This is a genomic window from Streptomyces albus subsp. albus (assembly GCF_000725885.1).
Classification (GTDB): domain Bacteria; phylum Actinomycetota; class Actinomycetes; order Streptomycetales; family Streptomycetaceae; genus Streptomyces; species Streptomyces albus.
The window spans coordinates 1-17459 of the sequence record NZ_JODR01000021.1 but is presented as its reverse complement, the minus strand read 5'-3'; the positions used below and the strand labels follow the sequence as shown (position 1 = coordinate 17459).

Annotated in this window: 14 protein-coding genes; 10 read left to right on the top strand and 4 right to left on the bottom strand. The window is 71.5% G+C overall.

The genetic code is table 11. From position 1 onward, the window contains the following. Positions 1 to 118: 118 nt before the first annotated feature. Positions 119 to 1195, top strand: a complete 1077-nt coding sequence (locus IO40_RS0123560) for a 4-hydroxy-3-methylbut-2-enyl diphosphate reductase (RefSeq protein ID WP_016469511.1) — start codon at positions 119 to 121, stop codon at positions 1193 to 1195. 149 nt (positions 1196 to 1344) lie between these two features. Here the strand turns inward: IO40_RS0123560 and IO40_RS34990 are convergent, their stop codons facing one another. Next, on the bottom strand, positions 1345 to 2073 hold the full coding sequence (locus IO40_RS34990) for a TetR/AcrR family transcriptional regulator (protein WP_016469512.1): 729 nt from the start codon (positions 2071 to 2073) through the stop codon (positions 1345 to 1347). 145 nt (positions 2074 to 2218) lie between these two features. Here IO40_RS34990 and IO40_RS0123550 point away from each other — a divergent pair, with 145 nt between their 5' ends. Then, on the top strand, positions 2219 to 3157 hold the full coding sequence (locus IO40_RS0123550) for a cyclase family protein (RefSeq protein ID WP_030408832.1): 939 nt from the start codon (positions 2219 to 2221) through the stop codon (positions 3155 to 3157). A 36-nt stretch (positions 3158 to 3193) separates the two neighbouring features. Here IO40_RS0123550 and IO40_RS37730 read toward each other — a convergent pair whose 3' ends face one another. After that, on the bottom strand, positions 3194 to 3964 hold the full coding sequence (locus tag IO40_RS37730) for a DUF6542 domain-containing protein (RefSeq protein ID WP_016469514.1): 771 nt from the start codon (positions 3962 to 3964) through the stop codon (positions 3194 to 3196). Positions 3965 to 4261: 297 nt separating this feature from the next. Here IO40_RS37730 and ychF point away from each other — a divergent pair, with 297 nt between their 5' ends. Beyond that, positions 4262 to 5350: a redox-regulated ATPase YchF gene (gene ychF / locus IO40_RS0123540; RefSeq protein ID WP_016469515.1), complete on the top strand. Its 1089-nt coding sequence runs from the start codon at positions 4262 to 4264 to the stop codon at positions 5348 to 5350. A 113-nt stretch (positions 5351 to 5463) separates the two neighbouring features. On the opposite strand, the gene IO40_RS0123535 is transcribed toward ychF, so the two are convergent. Continuing rightward, a complete protein-coding gene (locus IO40_RS0123535; protein WP_033229585.1) occupies positions 5464 to 7368 on the bottom strand; it encodes a DUF2075 domain-containing protein in 1905 nt (634 codons plus the stop codon). A gap of 198 nt (positions 7369 to 7566) precedes the next feature. Continuing rightward, positions 7567 to 8094 (bottom strand): VOC family protein, encoded by a 528-nt coding sequence (locus IO40_RS0123530; protein ID WP_016469517.1) that lies wholly within the window; start codon positions 8092 to 8094, stop codon positions 7567 to 7569. 144 nt (positions 8095 to 8238) lie between these two features. On the opposite strand from IO40_RS0123530, the gene IO40_RS0123525 reads away from it, so the two are divergent. The 7 genes from IO40_RS0123525 (at position 8239) to IO40_RS0123495 (ending at position 17415) form a co-directional block, all read left to right on the top strand. Next, positions 8239 to 9666 carry an MFS transporter gene (locus IO40_RS0123525; protein ID WP_234029802.1) on the top strand — a complete coding sequence of 476 codons (1428 nt, stop codon included), beginning with the start codon at positions 8239 to 8241 and terminating at the stop codon, positions 9664 to 9666. A 14-nt stretch (positions 9667 to 9680) separates the two neighbouring features. Further along, positions 9681 to 10286 carry an ArsR/SmtB family transcription factor gene (locus tag IO40_RS0123520; RefSeq protein ID WP_016469519.1) on the top strand — a complete coding sequence of 202 codons (606 nt, stop codon included), beginning with the start codon at positions 9681 to 9683 and terminating at the stop codon, positions 10284 to 10286. A gap of 271 nt (positions 10287 to 10557) precedes the next feature. Continuing rightward, complete coding sequence (locus tag IO40_RS0123515) at positions 10558 to 11310, top strand: GntR family transcriptional regulator (protein ID WP_016469520.1); 753 nt, start codon at positions 10558 to 10560, stop codon at positions 11308 to 11310. A gap of 367 nt (positions 11311 to 11677) precedes the next feature. Continuing rightward, a complete protein-coding gene (locus IO40_RS0123510) occupies positions 11678 to 11893 on the top strand; it encodes a hypothetical protein (protein ID WP_016469521.1) in 216 nt (71 codons plus the stop codon). Positions 11894 to 12372: 479 nt separating this feature from the next. Then, positions 12373 to 13635, top strand: coding sequence for a PAS domain-containing protein (locus IO40_RS38975; RefSeq protein ID WP_234336567.1), 1263 nt, complete (start codon positions 12373 to 12375; stop codon positions 13633 to 13635). Continuing rightward, a complete protein-coding gene (locus tag IO40_RS38970; protein WP_234336566.1) occupies positions 13526 to 14986 on the top strand; it encodes an ATP-binding SpoIIE family protein phosphatase in 1461 nt (486 codons plus the stop codon). Before IO40_RS38975 ends, IO40_RS38970 begins: the two co-directional genes overlap by 110 nt. A 395-nt stretch (positions 14987 to 15381) precedes the next feature. Beyond that, positions 15382 to 17415 carry a SpoIIE family protein phosphatase gene (locus IO40_RS0123495; protein ID WP_037612940.1) on the top strand — a complete coding sequence of 678 codons (2034 nt, stop codon included), beginning with the start codon at positions 15382 to 15384 and terminating at the stop codon, positions 17413 to 17415. The last annotated feature ends 44 nt before the right edge of the window (positions 17416 to 17459 follow it).

The window sequence follows — 17459 nt, the reverse complement described above, 5'->3', positions numbered from 1 at the left end:
CGTTTTCGGTGCCGCACAGAGCAGCCGCGGCCCCTGCGTGCGCCGTGCACTCCGGTGTGCGTCCCGTGCGCGCCCGCACGCCCGGCGGCCCTTGCGGGCACGCCCTTACGATGGAGCCATGACTGGTACGCCCGACCGCCGGCCCGCCGACGCCCCGGAATCCGCCGCCTCCGACTCAGCCCGGGAAGCCGACGCCCCGGAAGCCACTTCGGAATCCCCGGCCCCCGGCCGCCGCCGGGTCCTGCTCGCCGCGCCGCGCGGCTACTGCGCGGGTGTGGACCGCGCGGTGATCGCCGTCGAGAAGGCGCTGGAGCAGTACGGCGCTCCCATCTACGTGCGGCACGAGATCGTGCACAACAAGTACGTCGTCCAGACGCTGGAGAAGAAGGGCGCCATCTTCGTCGAGGAGACGGACGAGGTCCCCCAGGGCGAGATCGTGATCTTTTCGGCGCACGGCGTGGCGCCCACCGTCCACGAGGAGGCCCGGCGCGGAAAGCTGGCCACCATCGACGCCACCTGCCCGCTGGTCACCAAGGTGCACAAGGAAGCGGTGCGCTACGCCAAGGAGGACTACGACATCCTCCTGATCGGCCACGAGGGCCACGAAGAGGTCATCGGCACCAGCGGTGAGGCGCCGGACCACATCACCCTGGTCGACGGCCCGAAGGACGTGGAGAACGTCGAGGTCCGGGACCCGGACAAGGTCGTGTGGCTGTCCCAGACGACCCTGTCGGTGGACGAGACGATGGAGACCGTCGACGCCCTCAAGAACCGCTACCCCAACCTGCTCTCGCCGCCCAGCGACGACATCTGCTACGCGACGCAGAACCGTCAGACGGCCATCAAGCAGGTGGCGGCCGAGGCCGACCTGGTGCTGGTCGTCGGCTCGAAGAACTCCTCCAACTCGGTCCGCCTGGTGGAGACGGCCCTCTCGCACGGCGCGAAGGACGGTCACCTGGTGGACAACGCGGACGAGATCGACGAGGCCTGGCTGGAGGGCGTGAGCACGATCGGCCTGTCGTCGGGTGCCTCCGTACCGGAGGTGCTGGTCGACGGCGTGCTGGAGTGGCTCGCGGAGCGCGGCTGGGACGACGTGGAGATCGTCAAGCCCGTCGACGAGCACATGCAGTTCTCCCTGCCGAAGGAGCTGCGGCGCGACCTGCGCTCGGAGGCCGCCGAGAAGCTGCGGGCATGACGGCAGCACGCCGCCCCGCGGGCATTTCGCGGACCTAGCGGTTCTCCGGGCCCTCCGGACCGCCCGGCCCTCCGGACACCTCACAGGTTGTCCGGAGGGCCGTCGGCGTTCCGGAGGGCTCTGCCGGTTCGCGGCGGCACCGCACCGCCTCACTGCCCGGAAGGCGCGGGCCTTCCGCCGTCCGGGCGGACCGCATCGCCGTCGGGCCGGTGAGCACCGACGTGGGCACTGCCGGCCCGGTGAGCGCCGGCGGCCCGGTCCGCGTCGCCGTCCGGCTGGACGGAGAGGAAGCCCTGGTCCAGCACGCGGCAGGTCTCCTCCAGCAGCCGCTCCCGCTCGTCCTCGTCGCTGCCCTCGGCATGGCGCAGGGTGACGGTGAGCGCGGCGACGGCGGTGACGGCGCCGAGCCGTACGAGGTGGGAGCCGGCAGGCCGGCCGAGCCGCGCGGCGATGCCCTGCTCGACGGCGTGGACGACCTTGCGGGTCAGCTGGGTGGCCTGCGCAGCCACGTCCGGGTTGCGGTGCATCACCTCGCGGACGATCGTGGCCCGGCTGCCGGGTTCGGGCGGGAACGCGGTCGTCGTCATGGCCCACACCGCGGCCCGTACGGCGCTCTCCGAGCGGGGCCGGTCGGCGATGAGGCCCGCGAGGTAGGCGTCGTCGGCCGCGTCCCAGGCCAGGAACGCTTCGTCCTTGGTGGCGAAGTGGTTGAAGAAGGTACGCCGGGAGACGCCCGCCTCGGCGCAGATGTCGTCGATGGTGACCTCGTCCGCGCCGCGCAGACCGGCCAGTTTCGTCGCCGCGTCGCGGAGGCGGGCGGTGGTCGCGCGTTTGCGGGCTTCGCGCTGGCTCGGTTCCTGCTGCTGTCGTTCGCTCACTGTTCCGCCCCGCTCCGGTGGACCGCCACATTCTTTGCACTCATTGCACTCACAGGTTACTGTGCCGATGAGGGTGCAATGAGTGCACTCATATGGGTGCAGTCAGTGCACTGGAGCAGAGGAACTCCGGAGGGCGGGACATCCCATGACCGAGTACGCGTTCAAGAAGACCGGACGAGAGCTGTCCAACTGGGGCCGCTGGGGCGACGACGACGAGAAGGGCACCCTCAACTTCGTCACCCCGAAGACCGTGAAGGAGGCCCTCACCGCCGTACGGACGGGACAGCGGTACGAACTGAGCATCCCGGTGGGCGCCTCAGGCCCGCAGAACGGCTGGATGCGGCGGATCAACCCGGTGCACACCATGACCGTCACCCCGCACGACTTCACCGCGGCCGAGGGGCTCTTCACCGCCCCCGAGGGCCTCGTCGTCAGCGACGACTTCATCAGCATGCCGCTCCAGTCCGGCACCCAGCTGGACGGACTCACCCACGTCGGATACGACGGGGCCTTCTACAACGGCGTCCCGGCGGACGCCGTCACCCCCGCCGGCGGCGCCGCCCGCAACGCCATCGACGCGACGCTCCCCGGCTTCGCCGGCCGCGGCGTCCTCCTCGACGTCGCGGCACTCGACGGCGGGGAATGGCTGGCCGGCGGCCGGTCCGTCACGGTGGCCGACCTGGAGCGCGCCGAGGAGGCCGCCGGAGTCCGGCTCGGCACCGGCGACGCCCTCCTCGTCCGCACCGGCTGGCTGCGCAAGGGGCTCACCGAGGGCTGGAAGGGCTGGCTGCACGAGGAGCCCGGACTCGACCCCGAGTGCGCCGCCTGGATACACGACCGCGAACTGGCAATGGTGGCGTGCGACAACTGGGGCGTCGAGGTCCAGCCCGCCGACGACGGCCTCATCCCCCTGCACGCCGTCCTCATCAGGGACATGGGCATGATGCTCGGCGAGATGTGGCAGCTCGACGACCTCGCCGCCGCCTGCCGCGCCGACGGTGCCTGGGACTTCTTCCTGACGGCCACCGCCTTGCGGATCACGGGCGGCGTCGGCTCACCGGTCAGCCCCGTCGCGATCCGCTGAGCGGCGACGGCACCGCGGGCCGCCCCTGATGAGGGGCTAGGCGGCGGCCGGCTGCCGCCGCTGCTCGCGGCGGTGCCGCAGAGCGATGAGCACCCGCCGCACCAGTACGAGCACCAGACAGCAGAGCGTCCCGGCGTACAGCCACAGGGCGTGCAGGGCCAGACCGGTGAAGACGTCCTGGAGCAGCCCGGACAGACCGCTGCCGGGGCCGCCGGTGAAGAACTGCCCCACCGTGTAGGCGAGCGGTGCGGCGACCGGCGCCGCGAACAGCTCGGCCGGCCGCACCCACAGCGCCCCGGCCACACAGACGAGGACGAACACACAGCCGTAGAGCACGGGCGCCCCGAAGGGCAGCAGCCCGGACAGGCCGCCGGCAGCCGCCATCAGCAGCGAGGAGAAGACCCCCACGCCCAGTCCCGTCAGCCGCGGCGCAGGCAGCCTCGACCGCGTGTCCCCTCCCGGACGGCCGGAAGGCGCCGCGGCGGGCGCGGGCTCGGACAGTTCGTCGCCCGGTGCGGGGCGGGGCGGTGCCGTGCGGCCCGCGGCGGGGGCTGCCGGGCGGGGCAGCCGGGGACGGCGCCGGACGCGCCCGCCCCGGGGAGCGCCGAGTGGGACGGCGTCCTCGGGGGCCGGGGCGGCGGGGGCCTGGTCGTACGCGCGGCGCGGCCCGTCGCCGTACCCGTCGTACCGCCCGTCGTACCGGTCGTACGCCTCGGGGCCGTACGCGTCGTACGGGACGTCGTGGCCGTGCGGCTCGTACAGTCCGTACGGTTCGTGCTCGGTCGGGTGCGCGCTGCGTTGCTCCACCGGGCCACGGTAGGCGGTACATGCCAAGACGCGCCGTCATGGACACGCGATATCCGTCATCGCCACCGGACCGGCACTACGCGCTGACGTCCGACAGGGGGACACGACCGCCCGACGCTGCCACGCGCACGACGGTACGGATCGCTGCCCCTGCCGGGGGTGCCGCAGGGCGGCCCGGACCCCTCAAAGGAGCCCCGGCGCCTTCCGTAGACTGGGTGGTCGGCCCGAGGGCCGCCTGTCCGCCAAGAGACCGCACTATGGAGAACCCCGCCAGGGGCCACGGGAAGTAGTCGCCACGTGTCGCTCACGATCGGAATCGTCGGCCTGCCGAATGTCGGCAAGTCGACCCTGTTCAACGCCCTGACCAAGAACGAGGTGCTGGCGGCCAACTACCCGTTCGCCACCATCGAGCCGAACGTCGGCGTCGTGGGCGTCCCCGACCCCCGCCTGGGCAAGCTCGCCGAGCTGTTCGAGTCCCAGCGGGTACTGCCCGCCACCGTCGATTTCGTCGACATCGCCGGCATCGTGCGGGGTGCGAGCGAGGGCGAGGGCCTGGGCAACAAGTTCCTGGCGAACATCCGTGAGTCCGACGCCATCTGCCAGGTCATCCGCGCGTTCAAGGACGAGAACGTCGTCCACGTCGACGGCAAGATCTCGCCCAAGGACGACATCGAGACGATCAACACCGAGCTGATCCTCGCCGACCTCCAGACGATCGAGAAGGTCCTGCCGCGGCTGGAGAAGGAAGCCCGCGTCAAGAAGGACAAGCAGCCGCAGGTCAAGGCCGTCCAGGAGGCCAAGGGCATCCTGGAGGAGGGCCGCACCCTCTTCTCCGCGGGCATCGCCCAGGGCACCGAGCGCGCCGAGGCCCTCCACGAGCTCCACCTGCTGACGACCAAGCCGTTCATCTACGTCTTCAACGTGGACGAGGACGAACTGGTGGACGAGGACTTCAAGAACGAGCAGCGGTCCCTCGTCGCCCCCGCCGAGGCCGTCTTCCTCAACGCCAAACTGGAAGCCGACCTCGCCGAGCTGGACGAGGAGGAAGCCCTGGAACTCCTCCAGACCGTCGGCCAGGACGAGCCCGGCCTCGCCACGCTCGCCCGCGTCGGCTTCGAGACCCTCGGCCTCCAGACCTACCTGACGGCAGGCCCCAAGGAAGCCCGCGCCTGGACCATCAAGAAGGGCGCCACCGCCCCCGAGGCCGCCGGCGTCATCCACACCGACTTCCAGCGCGGCTTCATCAAGGCCGAGGTCATCTCCTTCGACGACCTGGTCGAAGCCGGCTCCGTCGCCGAGGTCCGCGCCCGCGGCAAGGCCCGCATGGAGGGCAAGGACTATGTGATGCAGGACGGGGACGTGGTGGAGTTCCGGTTCAACGTCTGAGCGAACGGGACGGCCACCGTGCAGGGTGAGCCGCGCACGCCGAGGGGCCGGCTCCCCGGGGAGCCGGCCCCTCGGCGTTCCCGCCCCGATCCTCGCCGAGCCGGGGCGTGCCGCTACCGGCCGCCGACGCCCGCGGTCTCGACCGCGGCCTTCGGCACTGCCGCTCCGATCAGCTCCCGCAGTTTCTCGCGGGTCTCGGCGTCGGTCGAGTACACCACCGTGCCGACCATTCCCCGCGTCAGCAGCACCTTGTACGTGTTGCGGATCAGCCGGTCCACGTCCGCGTCCGGGACCGACTTCTTGAAGACCGGGTCCTTGGACTGTGTGCGGTCGGTGACCCAGTGGTCGCCCCGCCACACCAGATCGGGACCGATGATCACTCCGCTCCAGTCGTACTCGAACCCCTGTGCGGTGTAGACGCAGCCCACTTGCCCGAAACCGGCCGGATCCGTCGCCCACAGCGCCGCGGGAGGAGCGCCCCCGACGGCGCGGTCACCGTAGACGTTCCAGGGGCGCTGCCACTCCCCGACAGTGACGTCCGCGGGCAGGGCTTGGCCGGGCGGGACCTTCTTCGTCCACTTCCAGCAGTAGCCGGCGGACATGCGCGCACCGTAGCCCTGTGCGCGGCGCTCCTGGAGGTACGCCTCCATCTCCTGCGGGCTGTCCGCGAGCAGGAGCTGCATCCTGCCGTCGGGTTCCCATGCCACAGGCCCGCCCGGCTCCAGACCCAGGAGGCGTATCACCCACCGCAGGTACGCGTCGCTGCCGCCGCAGCGGAACTGGCTGTCCAACGACACCAGCCGGCAGTGGAGCCCCTTCCGCGCAGCCGCCTCCTTGATCTCCGCCACCGTGCCCATCTCACCGGGCCGGACGACCTGGTGCTCGTCCAGCAGGAAGACCGGGACGCGTGCCGCGTCGATGAGCTCGTCGATCTGAGGCTTGCCGGTGCGGTTCGACGCGGGCGTGTAACGGTTGGCCGACGTCTCCCGGATGCGGTGGGCCTCGTCACAGATCAGGACGTCGAGACTGTTGCGCTCGGTGGTCATGAAGCTGTTGAAGTACTTGAAGAGCCCTTGCACCTCGCGCTTGCGAGCGCCCGCCACCTTCCTCATCGTGGTCGTGAAGGAGTTGGAGCCGGTCGCGTGCAGCGCGGTGATGCCCTGCCGGTACAGCTCGCCGAGGAGCGACAGCGCGATGACGCTCTTGCCGGTGCCCGGTCCGCCGGTGACGACCACGACCTCCTTGTGGTCGGACTGCTTGGCGCGGCGGACGGCGTTCAGGACCGTGCGGTAGGCGACCTGCTGCTCGTCCAGGAGCACGAACTGCTCGCGCTCCCGCACCTCCTGGGCGGCCACCGCCATGAGCTGCCTGGACGGACCGATCTTCCCGTTGACGAGCTCGTCCGCAGCGGCGGCGCCGGACTCGGCTCCCAGTTTGGAGCGCAGGTAGTCGATGAACTCCCCGCGCCGCTCGCCGATGAAGAGCCGACCGTACTCGTTCTGCTCGGCGGCGAAGAGCCCGCTGACGCCGAACCGAGTGGCATTGTGCAGGTACGCGGCGCCGCTGATCCGGTCGGGATGTTCCGCCAGTGCTCCGTTGAAGGAGACGAGGTATTCGCAGTAACCGCGCACCTGGTCCACGGGGTTCAGCACGGCCCGGGCGTACGCGTCGATGCGGCACAGGGACGGATCGTCGTCGTCCGGCTCGGCGCTGCTCCACTGCTTCAGCTCCACGACGACGTACGACGGCAGACCGGTCGTGGGGTGCACACCGGCAAGTACGGCGTCGGCCCGCTTGCTGTTCAGCGGCAGCCCGTACTCCAGCAGGACCTCGACCCGGCCGAGGCCCGCGTCGTTGAGGGCGTTCGCGAGCACCGGGATGCTCCGTTCCCATGAGCGCACCTCGGATCCGCTCGGCTTGTGACCGTGCATATGCACGAACTGCTCCGTCAGGCGGAAGAAGAGAGAGCCGGAAAGGCACTCGGCGGCGACCGCGGCGGCGGAATCGCGGAACAGCAAGAGGACGCCCCCAGGCAGCACGAAGGAACTCGTGCGGGTGGGGGCATGTCCGTGAAGACTCCGTCATACGGAGCGGAAGCCCGGCGGGCCGCAGCTACGACGAGACCAAGGCTACCTGTGGTGTCCTGTCCGGACAGAGGGGAGTTGGGCCGCTTCGCTGGCGGGCCTCGGCCTGGGGCGTTGCTGTGCTGCCGGCTGTCACGGCCCCGGCTCTTCCCTCCTCGTCGGTACCGGGTCGCGGCCGAATACCCAGGGGGCGAGGACGACGAGCCAGCCGTCGGGGTCCTCGAAGAGGGTGGCGCCGTGGTCGGGCCAGTACGGGTTGGCGGCGGGGACGGGGTGGTGGCCGCGGGCGGTGAGGTGGGCGACCGCGCGGTCGTGCGCGGCCTGGTTCTCCAGGTAGAGCACGAGTTGGTTCTCCGGGTGCGGTGCCGGGATGCGGGGCGGGTTGCCGTGCTGGGTGATCTCCATGTGGACGGGGGTGCCGGGGAGGCCCACGACGAGTCCGTCGTAGCCGGCGTGGCCGCGCCATTCGGCGAGGACGGGCAGGCCGAGGTCGTCGACGTAGAAGGCGCGTACGGCGTCCAGTTGTGCGCTCGGGCGGGCGAAGCGGACCGCGCCGACGGCCAGATGGCCGGGCCAGCCGGAGGCTGAGTGCTGTGCGGGGACCGCGGGGGCTGTCCTGCTCGCCGAGGCAGCCCGTTCCGTGGGGTTGCTGTCGTTCATGGGGACACCGTGGCAGCCGGGGCCCGGCGTGCGCCTCGGACCGGCGGCAGAGGCCGTATCCGTCCATGGGCGGAAGTCCGCCGGGGGATCAAGCCCCCAAAGAAGTGTTTGACGGTCAGGGGTTCCTCCCGCACACTCTTCGCTGTGACGACTCCCGTCTCCCGGCGGCCGGACACTCCCGGCCGCCCCCTGATGCGCGCTCTCCTGCGCGAAAAGGCGTTCCGCAGCCTCGCCGCGGGACGTGCCCTGACGTTCTTCGGCAACTCCATGGCGCCGGTGGTGCTGGCCTTCGCCGTGCTGGACCTCGGCGGGTCCGCGGTGGATGTCGGGCTCGTCGTCGGTGCCCGGTCGGTCAGCAACGTCGTGCTGCTGCTCTTCGGCGGGCTCCTCGCCGACCGGATGCCCCGCGCACTGGTGCTCCAGGGCGCGGCTTATTCCGCCGCGGCCGTACAGGCGGGGGTCGGCATCGCGGTACTGGCAGGCCGGGCACCAGTCGGCATCCTGCTGGTCCTCAGCGTGGTGCAGGGCGCCGCCTCGGCCGTGTCCATGCCGGCGTCGGCGGCGCTGATCCCCCGCACGGTGCCGGCCGGCGAACTGCGGGGCGCCAACGCGCTGTCCCGCATGGGCGTCAACGCCGGAATGATCGCCGGCACTTCCTTCGGCGGGCTGCTCGCGGCCCTGGCGGGACCCGGCTGGGGCATGGTGCTCAACGGGGTGGCGTTCTTGGGTGCCGCACTCGCGTACGGGGCTGCCGGACGGGCGCTCGCCAGGCGGCGGGCGGCGGCTGCGGCTGCGGCTGCGGAGGAGGATTCCGTCGAGGCAACCGCGAGTGGGGCCACGGCGGTCGAGGGCGGCCCCGGGGCGTCCGACGGTGCCGCGGAGGGCCCCTGGCACGCATTGCGCGAGGGCTGGCGCGAGTTCGTCTCCCGCACCTGGGTGTGGGTGGTCGTGGCGCAGTTCTTCGTGGTGAACGCGGTGTCCGCCGGAGGCATCCAGGTGCTGGGACCCACGGTCGCTGACGCGACGTTCGGGCGCACCCTGTGGGGTTTCGTCCTGGCCGCACAGATGGCCGGTGCACTCGTCGGCGGACTGCTGGTCGCCCGCTCGCGGTCGCGGCACGCCCTGCGGATCGGGGTGGCCGTCGTCGCGCTGGACGCGCTGCCGCTCGCCGCGCTCGCGCAGTCCGCCGATGTGGCCGTGCTCCTGGTGGCGATGTTCGTGAACGGCGTCGCCATCGAACAGTTCGGCGTCGCCTGGGACCTGTCCCTCCAGGAGAACGTCCCCCAGGACAAGCTGGCCCGCGTCTACTCCTACGACGCCCTCGGCTCCACCCTCGCCCTGCCGCTGGGGGAGATGGCGGCCGGCCCGCTCGCCGAACACTACGGCGTGCGCCCCACCCTGCTGTGCGGCGTCGCCCTGGTCGCGCTCGTGACGGCGGGCGCCCTGTGCAGCCGCCAGGTGCGCGACCTGACGACCGGTGGGGCGGTCGCCCCTGTCGACGGCGGCCCTGCTGCGGGCGGCCCCCGTGGCGGTCGCCCTCCGGATGCGGCCGAACCGCTCGACGCGCCCTGAGGGAAACTTGTCCGGTGCCCGACTCCACCAGCCCGCCCGACGGGACGCCGGGGGCCAAGCCCCACAGGCCTCCGAACGCCGCCGACGACCCTTCGGTCGCCGACCTGCGGGTGCTCGCGCACCCGTTGCGACTCCAGTTGCTCTCCCTGCTGACGGGGCAGGCCTACAGCGCGGCCGAGGCGGCCCGGGTGCTCGGCCAGTCGCAGGCGAACGTCAGCTACCACTTGCGCAGACTCCACAAGGCCGGGCTGGTGGACGCGGTGGGGGAGGTCACCGTGCGGGGCGGGACGGCCAAGAAGTACCGGCACGACCCTTTGAGTGGTGAATTGCTGGGCAGCGGTGCCCGGCAGGGGGTCGACAGTTATCTGGCCCTCGCCGGCGCCCTCGGCGAGGAACTGCGCCGCCGTACGGCCCAGCGGAACACCTCGGTCCCGGGGGAGATGACGGACGCGGAGGTGTGGCTGGACCCGCAGGTGTGGGCGGACGCGCTGCGCCGGGCCAGGGAACTGGGGGACGATCTGCACCGTCATGCCCTCCCGCCGGGGACCCCCGGCGCGGTACGGGCCAGCGCCACCATGGTGCTGTTCACCATGCGGTCCGGTGAGGAGTCCGAGGGCTGATCCGCGCAGCCGCCGCGGCCCCCGTCACACCTGTGGATGCTCCGTCTCCGCGCCGGCGTACGCCGTCACGCATGTGGACGCCCTGAGCAGGCTCTCATCACATCGGGTGAAACTTTGGCCGCCCGTTGCGGCCAACAACCCTCTGTTGCCAAGCTGTTGCTGACCGTCAACACCTCTCGGCAGTACTCGACGCCTCCGCGTCGTCACTTCGCACCCACCCAGCACCAATACCCAGCACCAGGCTGGCCAGGCCGAAACGGGGAGGGCACACGTGCCATTCGGTGAGCAGCCCGCGTATCTGCGTGTGGCCTCGGACCTGCGCAAGAAGATCGCCGACGGATCTCTGCCGCCACACGCCAGACTTCCTTCGCAGGCCCGCATCCGCGAGGAGTACGGCGTCTCGGACACCGTCGCGCTGGAGGCCCGCAAGGTGCTGATGGCCGAGGGGCTGGTCGAGGGCCGCTCGGGCTCGGGGACGTACGTGAGGGAGCTGCCCACCGCGCGCCGCGTCGCCCGCACCGGGTACCGCACGATGGGCGAGTGCACCCCCTTCCGTCAGGAGCAGTCCGACGAACGGGTGCAGGGCAGCTGGGAGTCCCGCAGCGAGCAGGAGGAGGCGTCGGCGGACATCGCCGAGCGCCTGTTCATCGAGCCGGGCGACAGGGTGATGCGCACCCGGTACGTCTTCCAGGTGGACGGTGAGCCGGTGATGCTCTCGACATCCTGGGAGCCGCTGGCCGTGACGGGCCGGACCCCCGTGATGCTCCCCGAGGAGGGGCCGCTGGGGGGCCGGGGCGTGGTGGAGCGGATGGCCGCCATCGACCTGGTGGTCGACAACGTCACCGAGGAGGTCGGCACCCGGCCTGGCCGGGCCGAGGAGATGACCGCGCTCGGCGGGGTTCCCGGCCACGCTGTGCTCGTCATCGCGCGGACGTACTTCGCGGGCAAACGTCCGGTCGAGACGGCGGACGTGGTGGTCCCCGCAGACCGCTTCAAGCTCGCGTACCACCTGCCGGTGAAGTAAGCCGGCGGGACGGGACCGCGCCCCATGTGTCGGCGGCCTGCGGCGCTGGTGGCTCACGTCCGTGGATCGTGCGCCCGCGTGTGCGCCCCTATCGGGCGTGCGTCGCGTTTCCTTGGCTGTGGGGCCCGTTGCCCTCGTCGGTGCGGGCCTCCGTCCGCCCATCGGCCGGACCCCTTCTGCCTCTTGCGTCCCGCGTGCTCGTCGCCGTCCGTTGCCATCGTTCCGCGCGAGGGTTGCCGTCCGTCACCGGAACGGGTGACTTGCGAGTGTCAGAGCGTCCCGGGGCGAGCGAACAGGCGGCCGAAAAGGTTGGCCCTTTGTGCAAAACCGAATGCGCTGAGTGAACGCTGGGCGTAAGCTCTGGCATATGCGAAGTGCGAGCGGCGACAGTGACGCGCTGCGGCCCTGGCAGCTCATACGCCAGGACCGCCACGGCAATCGTTACCGCGTCGGCAGTTACGCCACCCGGGCCGAGGCCCTCCATCTCGCCGAACGGCTGGGGGAGCGGGGCGAGGGATATGTGGTGGAACGCTGTGACCGACTGATCGACACCTTGGAACCCACGGACGACATCCGCCGCTGAGCGGCGGACCCGCACGGACCACCTCGGCCCGGCGGCCGGGTGCATGGGGGGCGTACGTCTCGCGGTGCGGTGTGCCCGTGCGCCGGAGCGCGTTCCTTGTGTGGTGCGCTCCTCTGCCACCCTTGCGCGGTCAGCGCGTCCCTGGTTCGGCCGGGTGCTCCTTACTGCCGTCCCCGGTGGGTGCGTGCGGCCTGTGGGTCGCCGTCTCCCGCGCCCGGTGCGGTCCGCCGTTCCTCCGGTCCGTCGTTCCTCCGGTGTGCCGGTGTGCTGGCGTGCCGGTGTCCGGCCGTTGGCGCGCCGCCGTGCCCGGCACCGCCCCGCCGGAATGATCCCGATAATCCGCAACCCTGTGGATAATTAGGCCGTCCTGACCGTTTCAGCTGTCTTGGGTGGTTCTCCCGTCGGCCGTCCGCCGTACCGTGGCCGGGCCGCGATCCGCTCGGGGCTGCCAGTCGAGCGTGACCAGGGACGTGGGCCATGTGAGCACCGAACCCGCCGACAGGGCGACCTCACTTCTGGACACCCTGCGCATCGGCATCGTCATGCTCGACGAAGAGGGCACTGTCCTGCTGTGGAGCCCCACGACGCAGGAGATCTGCGGCTGGTCCCCGCAGGAGGTGACCGGTCACCGGCTCGAGGAGTTCATCGCCGGCGACGACGAGGAACGCCGTACGCGCGCAGAGGTCCTGCGCCGCACCCACGAATGGCGCGGTGGTATGCGGCTCCGGCACCGGGACGGGGGCCTGGTCGAGGTCGAGGGGCGGGGCTCGGTGCTCCAGGACACCGAAGGACGGTCCCTGGTCCTCGCCACCTTGATGGAAACCAGGCGGATCAAGGCCGTCGAACACGACCTGGCCGCGCTGGACGGACTGTTCGTCACCTCTCCGCTGGGCATCGCCCTCTTCGACACCGGGCTGCGCTACGTCCGGTGGAACGAAGCCCTGCTCGAACTGAACAGCGCGACCGGTCGCGACCTCCTCGGCCAGACCGTCGCCGACGTACTGCCCCCGGGGCTCGCCGAGGAGGTCCTCCGCATCCAGGCGGGGGTGCTGGAGACCGGACGCCCCGTGGTGGACATGATCATGCCCGCACCGTACGGGCCCGGCGCCCGCTCCCTCTCTTACGGGCAGCTGACCGACCGCGCCGGTCAGGTCGTCGGGGTGAGCTGCACGGTGATGGACGTCACCGAACGGCTGGAGGCACTCAACAAGGCCGAGGCGGCGCGCGGCCGGCTCGCCCTCCTGGACGACCTCGGGGTGGCCCTGGGCGACCGGCTCGACGTACGGGCCATCTCCCAGGCCATCGCCTCCGTGCTGGTGCCCCGGTTCGCCGACTACGCGGGGGTGCTGCTGCGCGGCGAGGTCGCCGACGGAGGTGATCTGCCCGAACAGGTGATCCCCATGGGGACGCCCCTGCATCTGCTCGGCTTCGCCGCGCGGCACGCGGGGGGAGCGGGTCGAGCGGCTGCTGCGGCTCGGACGCGAGGTCGTCTACGAACGGGGCTCGCTGCTGTCCCGGGCGCTGGATTCCGGGGTCCCCCAGATCGCCAATTCGCCGGAGGAGATCCTGCGCGCCACCCGGCCCGGCGATCCCAAGGTCGAGGCCGGATTCGAACTGGGCGCCTACTCGCTGATGGCCGTACCGCTGCGCGCCCGGGGCACCGCGCTCGGGCTGCTCGTCGTCAGCCGGACGGGAGGCAACGGACAGCCGGGAACGGGACGGGAGCGGGAACCGTTCGTTGACGACGACCGCGCGCTCGCCGTCGAACTGGCCGACCGTTCCGCCACCTTCCTGGACAACGCGCGGCTCTACGCACGGGAACGCGAAGGGGCGCTGATGCTCCAGCGCAGCCTGCTGCCGCAGCGCATCCCCGAGCCTCCCGGTGTGGTCCTCGCCTACCGTTACGTGCCCGGCAGCAGCGGCACGGAGGTCGGCGGCGACTGGTTCGACGTCATCCCGCTGCCCGGCGGCCGGGTGGCGTTCGTCGTCGGGGACGTGATGGGCCATGGGCTGCACTCCGCCGTCACCATGGGCCGGCTGCGCACCGCGGTGCGCACGCTGGCCGGGCTCGACCTGCCGCCCGACGAACTGCTGGCCCGCGTCAGCGTCGTCGGCGAAGACCTGTCGCACGGGCCCGACGAGCCGCTGATGGCCACTTGTCTGTACGCCGTCTACGAGCCGGCACCCACCTCGGCGGGCAGCCGCTGCGGGGTGCTGACCATGGCCAGCGCGGGCCACGTGCCGCCCCTGCTCGTCACCCGTGAGGGGGACGGTGGCTGCCGGGCCAGGCCGGTGGACGTCCCCTCCGGCATGCCGCTGGGGGTCGGCGGCGCCGTGGGCGAAGGGGACTACACGCTGACCGAGGTGGAGGTCGAGGAGGGCGGCATCCTCGTCCTCTACACCGATGGTCTCGTCGAGACCAGAGGCGAGGACATCACCACCGGCATCGACCGGGTGTGCGCCCTGCTCGCCGGGCCCGACCCCCGTCGGGCGCCCCCGGAACCCGGCTTCACCTGGGACGGGGCCGGCGCCCATGTGTCACCCGGCCCGGCCGAGGAGACCGGCTGCGGCGGTATCGAGCAGGCGTGCGACGTCCTCATCGGCGCACTGCGCGAACAGGGCGGCCGTACCAACGGACGGCTGAGCACAGGTGACGACGTGGCGCTGCTGATGGCCCGGCTCGGCGGACTGCCCGGGGACATCGCCGCCTCCTGGTCGTTCAGCACCGGCAGCTACGCGGTGCGCAGGGCGCGCGAGGCCGTACGGCAGACGCTGCGCGAATGGGGACTGCCGACGCTGGAGGACACCGCGGTACTGCTCGTGAGTGAACTGGTCACCAACGCGCTGCGGTATGCCCACGGGCCGATCGGGGTGCGGATGGTGCGCGACACCCGGCGCGAGGGCGGCGCCCAGGAAGGCGCGCTCGTGGTGGAGGTCTCCGATCCGCTGCCCGAACCACCCCGCGAGCGCATCGTCACCGAGGAACAAGAGGGTGGCAGAGGCATCCAGCTGGTCGCGCATGCGGCCCGCCGATGGGGTACCCGGCAAGGACCCGAGGGCAAGACGGTCTGGTTCGAACTGCCGCTCGCCTGAGCAGACATAAGAACAGATCTGAGCAGTCTTGGAACAGATCTGTGCGACCTGTGCAGACAGCAGATTTGCGCAGACATGGGAACAAGATCTGCGCGGCCAGGAGAACAGCACCGTGCAGGCATAAGGACAAGAAAGGACAACGGGCCGTGGTGGCGCGGGGTGGCGCCTGCCCGACCCGGCAGCGGCTCGTGGGACGGCGCACACATCAGGGGTTCGACTGCCCGCTCGCTGGTTAGGAGACAGGGGTGGCCCCCGTGGACAGCGGGGGGTATGCGCATGTTGCCTCGTCGCGGCAAGGAGACTTGTAGCGATCGGGAAGAGCGGGCTCCGGATTGCTCTCCGGGCTGCCACACTGCTCGGACCGGAGGCGAGCACCGGCAGTGGAAGGGGCGGCATTGAGCGATATCCCAGTGGAGGCGGCCGGTAAGCAGGACGACGTGCGTCGTGCCCTAGCCCTGCTGAACGCCGCAGGCGCGCGGATCGGCAACTCACTGGACCTGGAGACCACGGCGCGGGAACTGCTGGACGTGGCCGTCCCCCAGTTCTGCGACCTGGCCTCCGTCGACCTGTACGAAAGCGTGCTCGCGGGTGACGAACCGCGCCCCGTCGGACCCGCCGGGCCCGACGAGAACGACGGCTTCGGCAACGACGGTTCCGGTGGCAGCGGGTTCGCCACCACGGACCTGGGGCCCGTCAACGGCGTCGTCCGGCGCGGGCTCCCGGCGGGCAGCACCCGGCCGGGCCTGCCCCGTCGGCGCAGGCCCGTCGGCTCACCACGCGCCGAACTGCGCCGCGTCGCGTTCGCCAGCGCCGTCTCCGACGCCCCGTACGGTCTCGGCATGCCGGACGACGAGGCCCGCACCCCGGCCTGTGACGCCGAGGCCGCGGCACGGGCCGCCCGCAACGGCTCCGTACCGGCCCCCGTCGCACAACCGGGACAGCCCGCCGAGGTCGGCTCCACCCACTGCTACGCCGAGAACTCCCCCTACGCCGCCGCACTGCGCACCGGCCGGGTGCAGAACATCACCGGGCAGGACAGCGGCGTGCCGGCCCAGTTCGGGACCGTCGTCCAGTCGACACTCGTTGTGCCCATGGTCGCCCGGGACCGAGTGCTGGGACTCGCCCAGTTCTCACGGGCCAAGGGCAGTGAACCCTTCGGGGAACGGGACGGCGCACTCGCCGCCGAACTGGCCGCCCGCGCCGCCGTGTGCATCGACAACGCCCGCCTCTACCGCAGAGAACACGAACGCGCCCTCATACTGCAACGCAGCCTGCTGCCGCCGGGCGACCCCGAAGCGGCCGGACTCGAGATCGCCTGCCGCTATCTGCCCGGCAACCCCGCCACCGAGGTGGGCGGCGACTGGTTCGACGTGATCGAGTTGCCGGGCCACCGCACGGCCATCGTCGTCGGTGATGTCATGGGGCGCGGACTGCGCGCCGCCGTCGCCATGGGAGAACTGCGCACCGCCGTACGCACCCTGGCGCTGACCGACATGGAACCCGCCGAGGTGCTGGGCGCACTCGATGAGATCGCCCGCGGCCTGGGCGACCCGCGCAGACAGCAGCACACCCAGCGCGCCTACCGCGGCAACGACGCCGATCTGGCCGAGGTCTACCTGGCGACCTGCATCTACGCCGTCTACGACCCCGTCTCCCGGCGATGTACCTTCGCCAACGCCGGACACCTGCCGCCCATCATGGTCGAACCGGACGAACCCGCACTGCTGCTGGAAGTACCCAAAGGAGTGCCGCTGGGAGTGGGCGGCGAGCCGTTCGAGGAGATCGAGATCGAACTGCCGGAGGGCGCCATGCTCGCCCTCTACACCGACGGCCTGGTCGAATCCCGCGACCACCCGCTGGACGAGGGCCTGGACCGGTTCCGGTCGGCGCTCACCGACGCCACCGAACCGCTGGAGGACGCCGCCGACCGGGTCCTGCGCACCCTCAACGTCCACCACGGCGAGGACGACATCGCCCTCCTCGTCGCCCGCGTCCAGGGACTGGACGAGGAACACGTCGGCGACTGGACACTCCCGCCGGAACCGCGCTCGGTCGCCCGCGCCCGCGAACTCGCCCGCGAACAACTCGCCGCCTGGGACCTGGAAGCGCTCGCCGACACCACCGAACTGCTGGTGAGCGAACTGGTCACCAACGCGCTGCGCTACGGGGAGGGCAACATTCGGCTACGGCTGCTGCTGGACCGCACCCTGGTGTGCGAAGTGTGGGACGCGGGACAGGTACAGCCACGCCGGCGCAGGGCACGTGACACGGACGAGGGCGGCCGTGGCCTTCAGCTCGTCGACCTGCTCAGCAGCGGCTGGGGCAGTCGCCGCGTACCGTCCGGCAAAGCCGTCTGGTTCCAGTTGCCGCGCCCGGAGGCCGGTGTCGAAGCGCCGGATCCGACCGAGGCGCTGCTGAGCCTGTTATGACTGGCGCGGGGCGGATGTTTGTGGTGGGGGGACGGGGGTTGGGG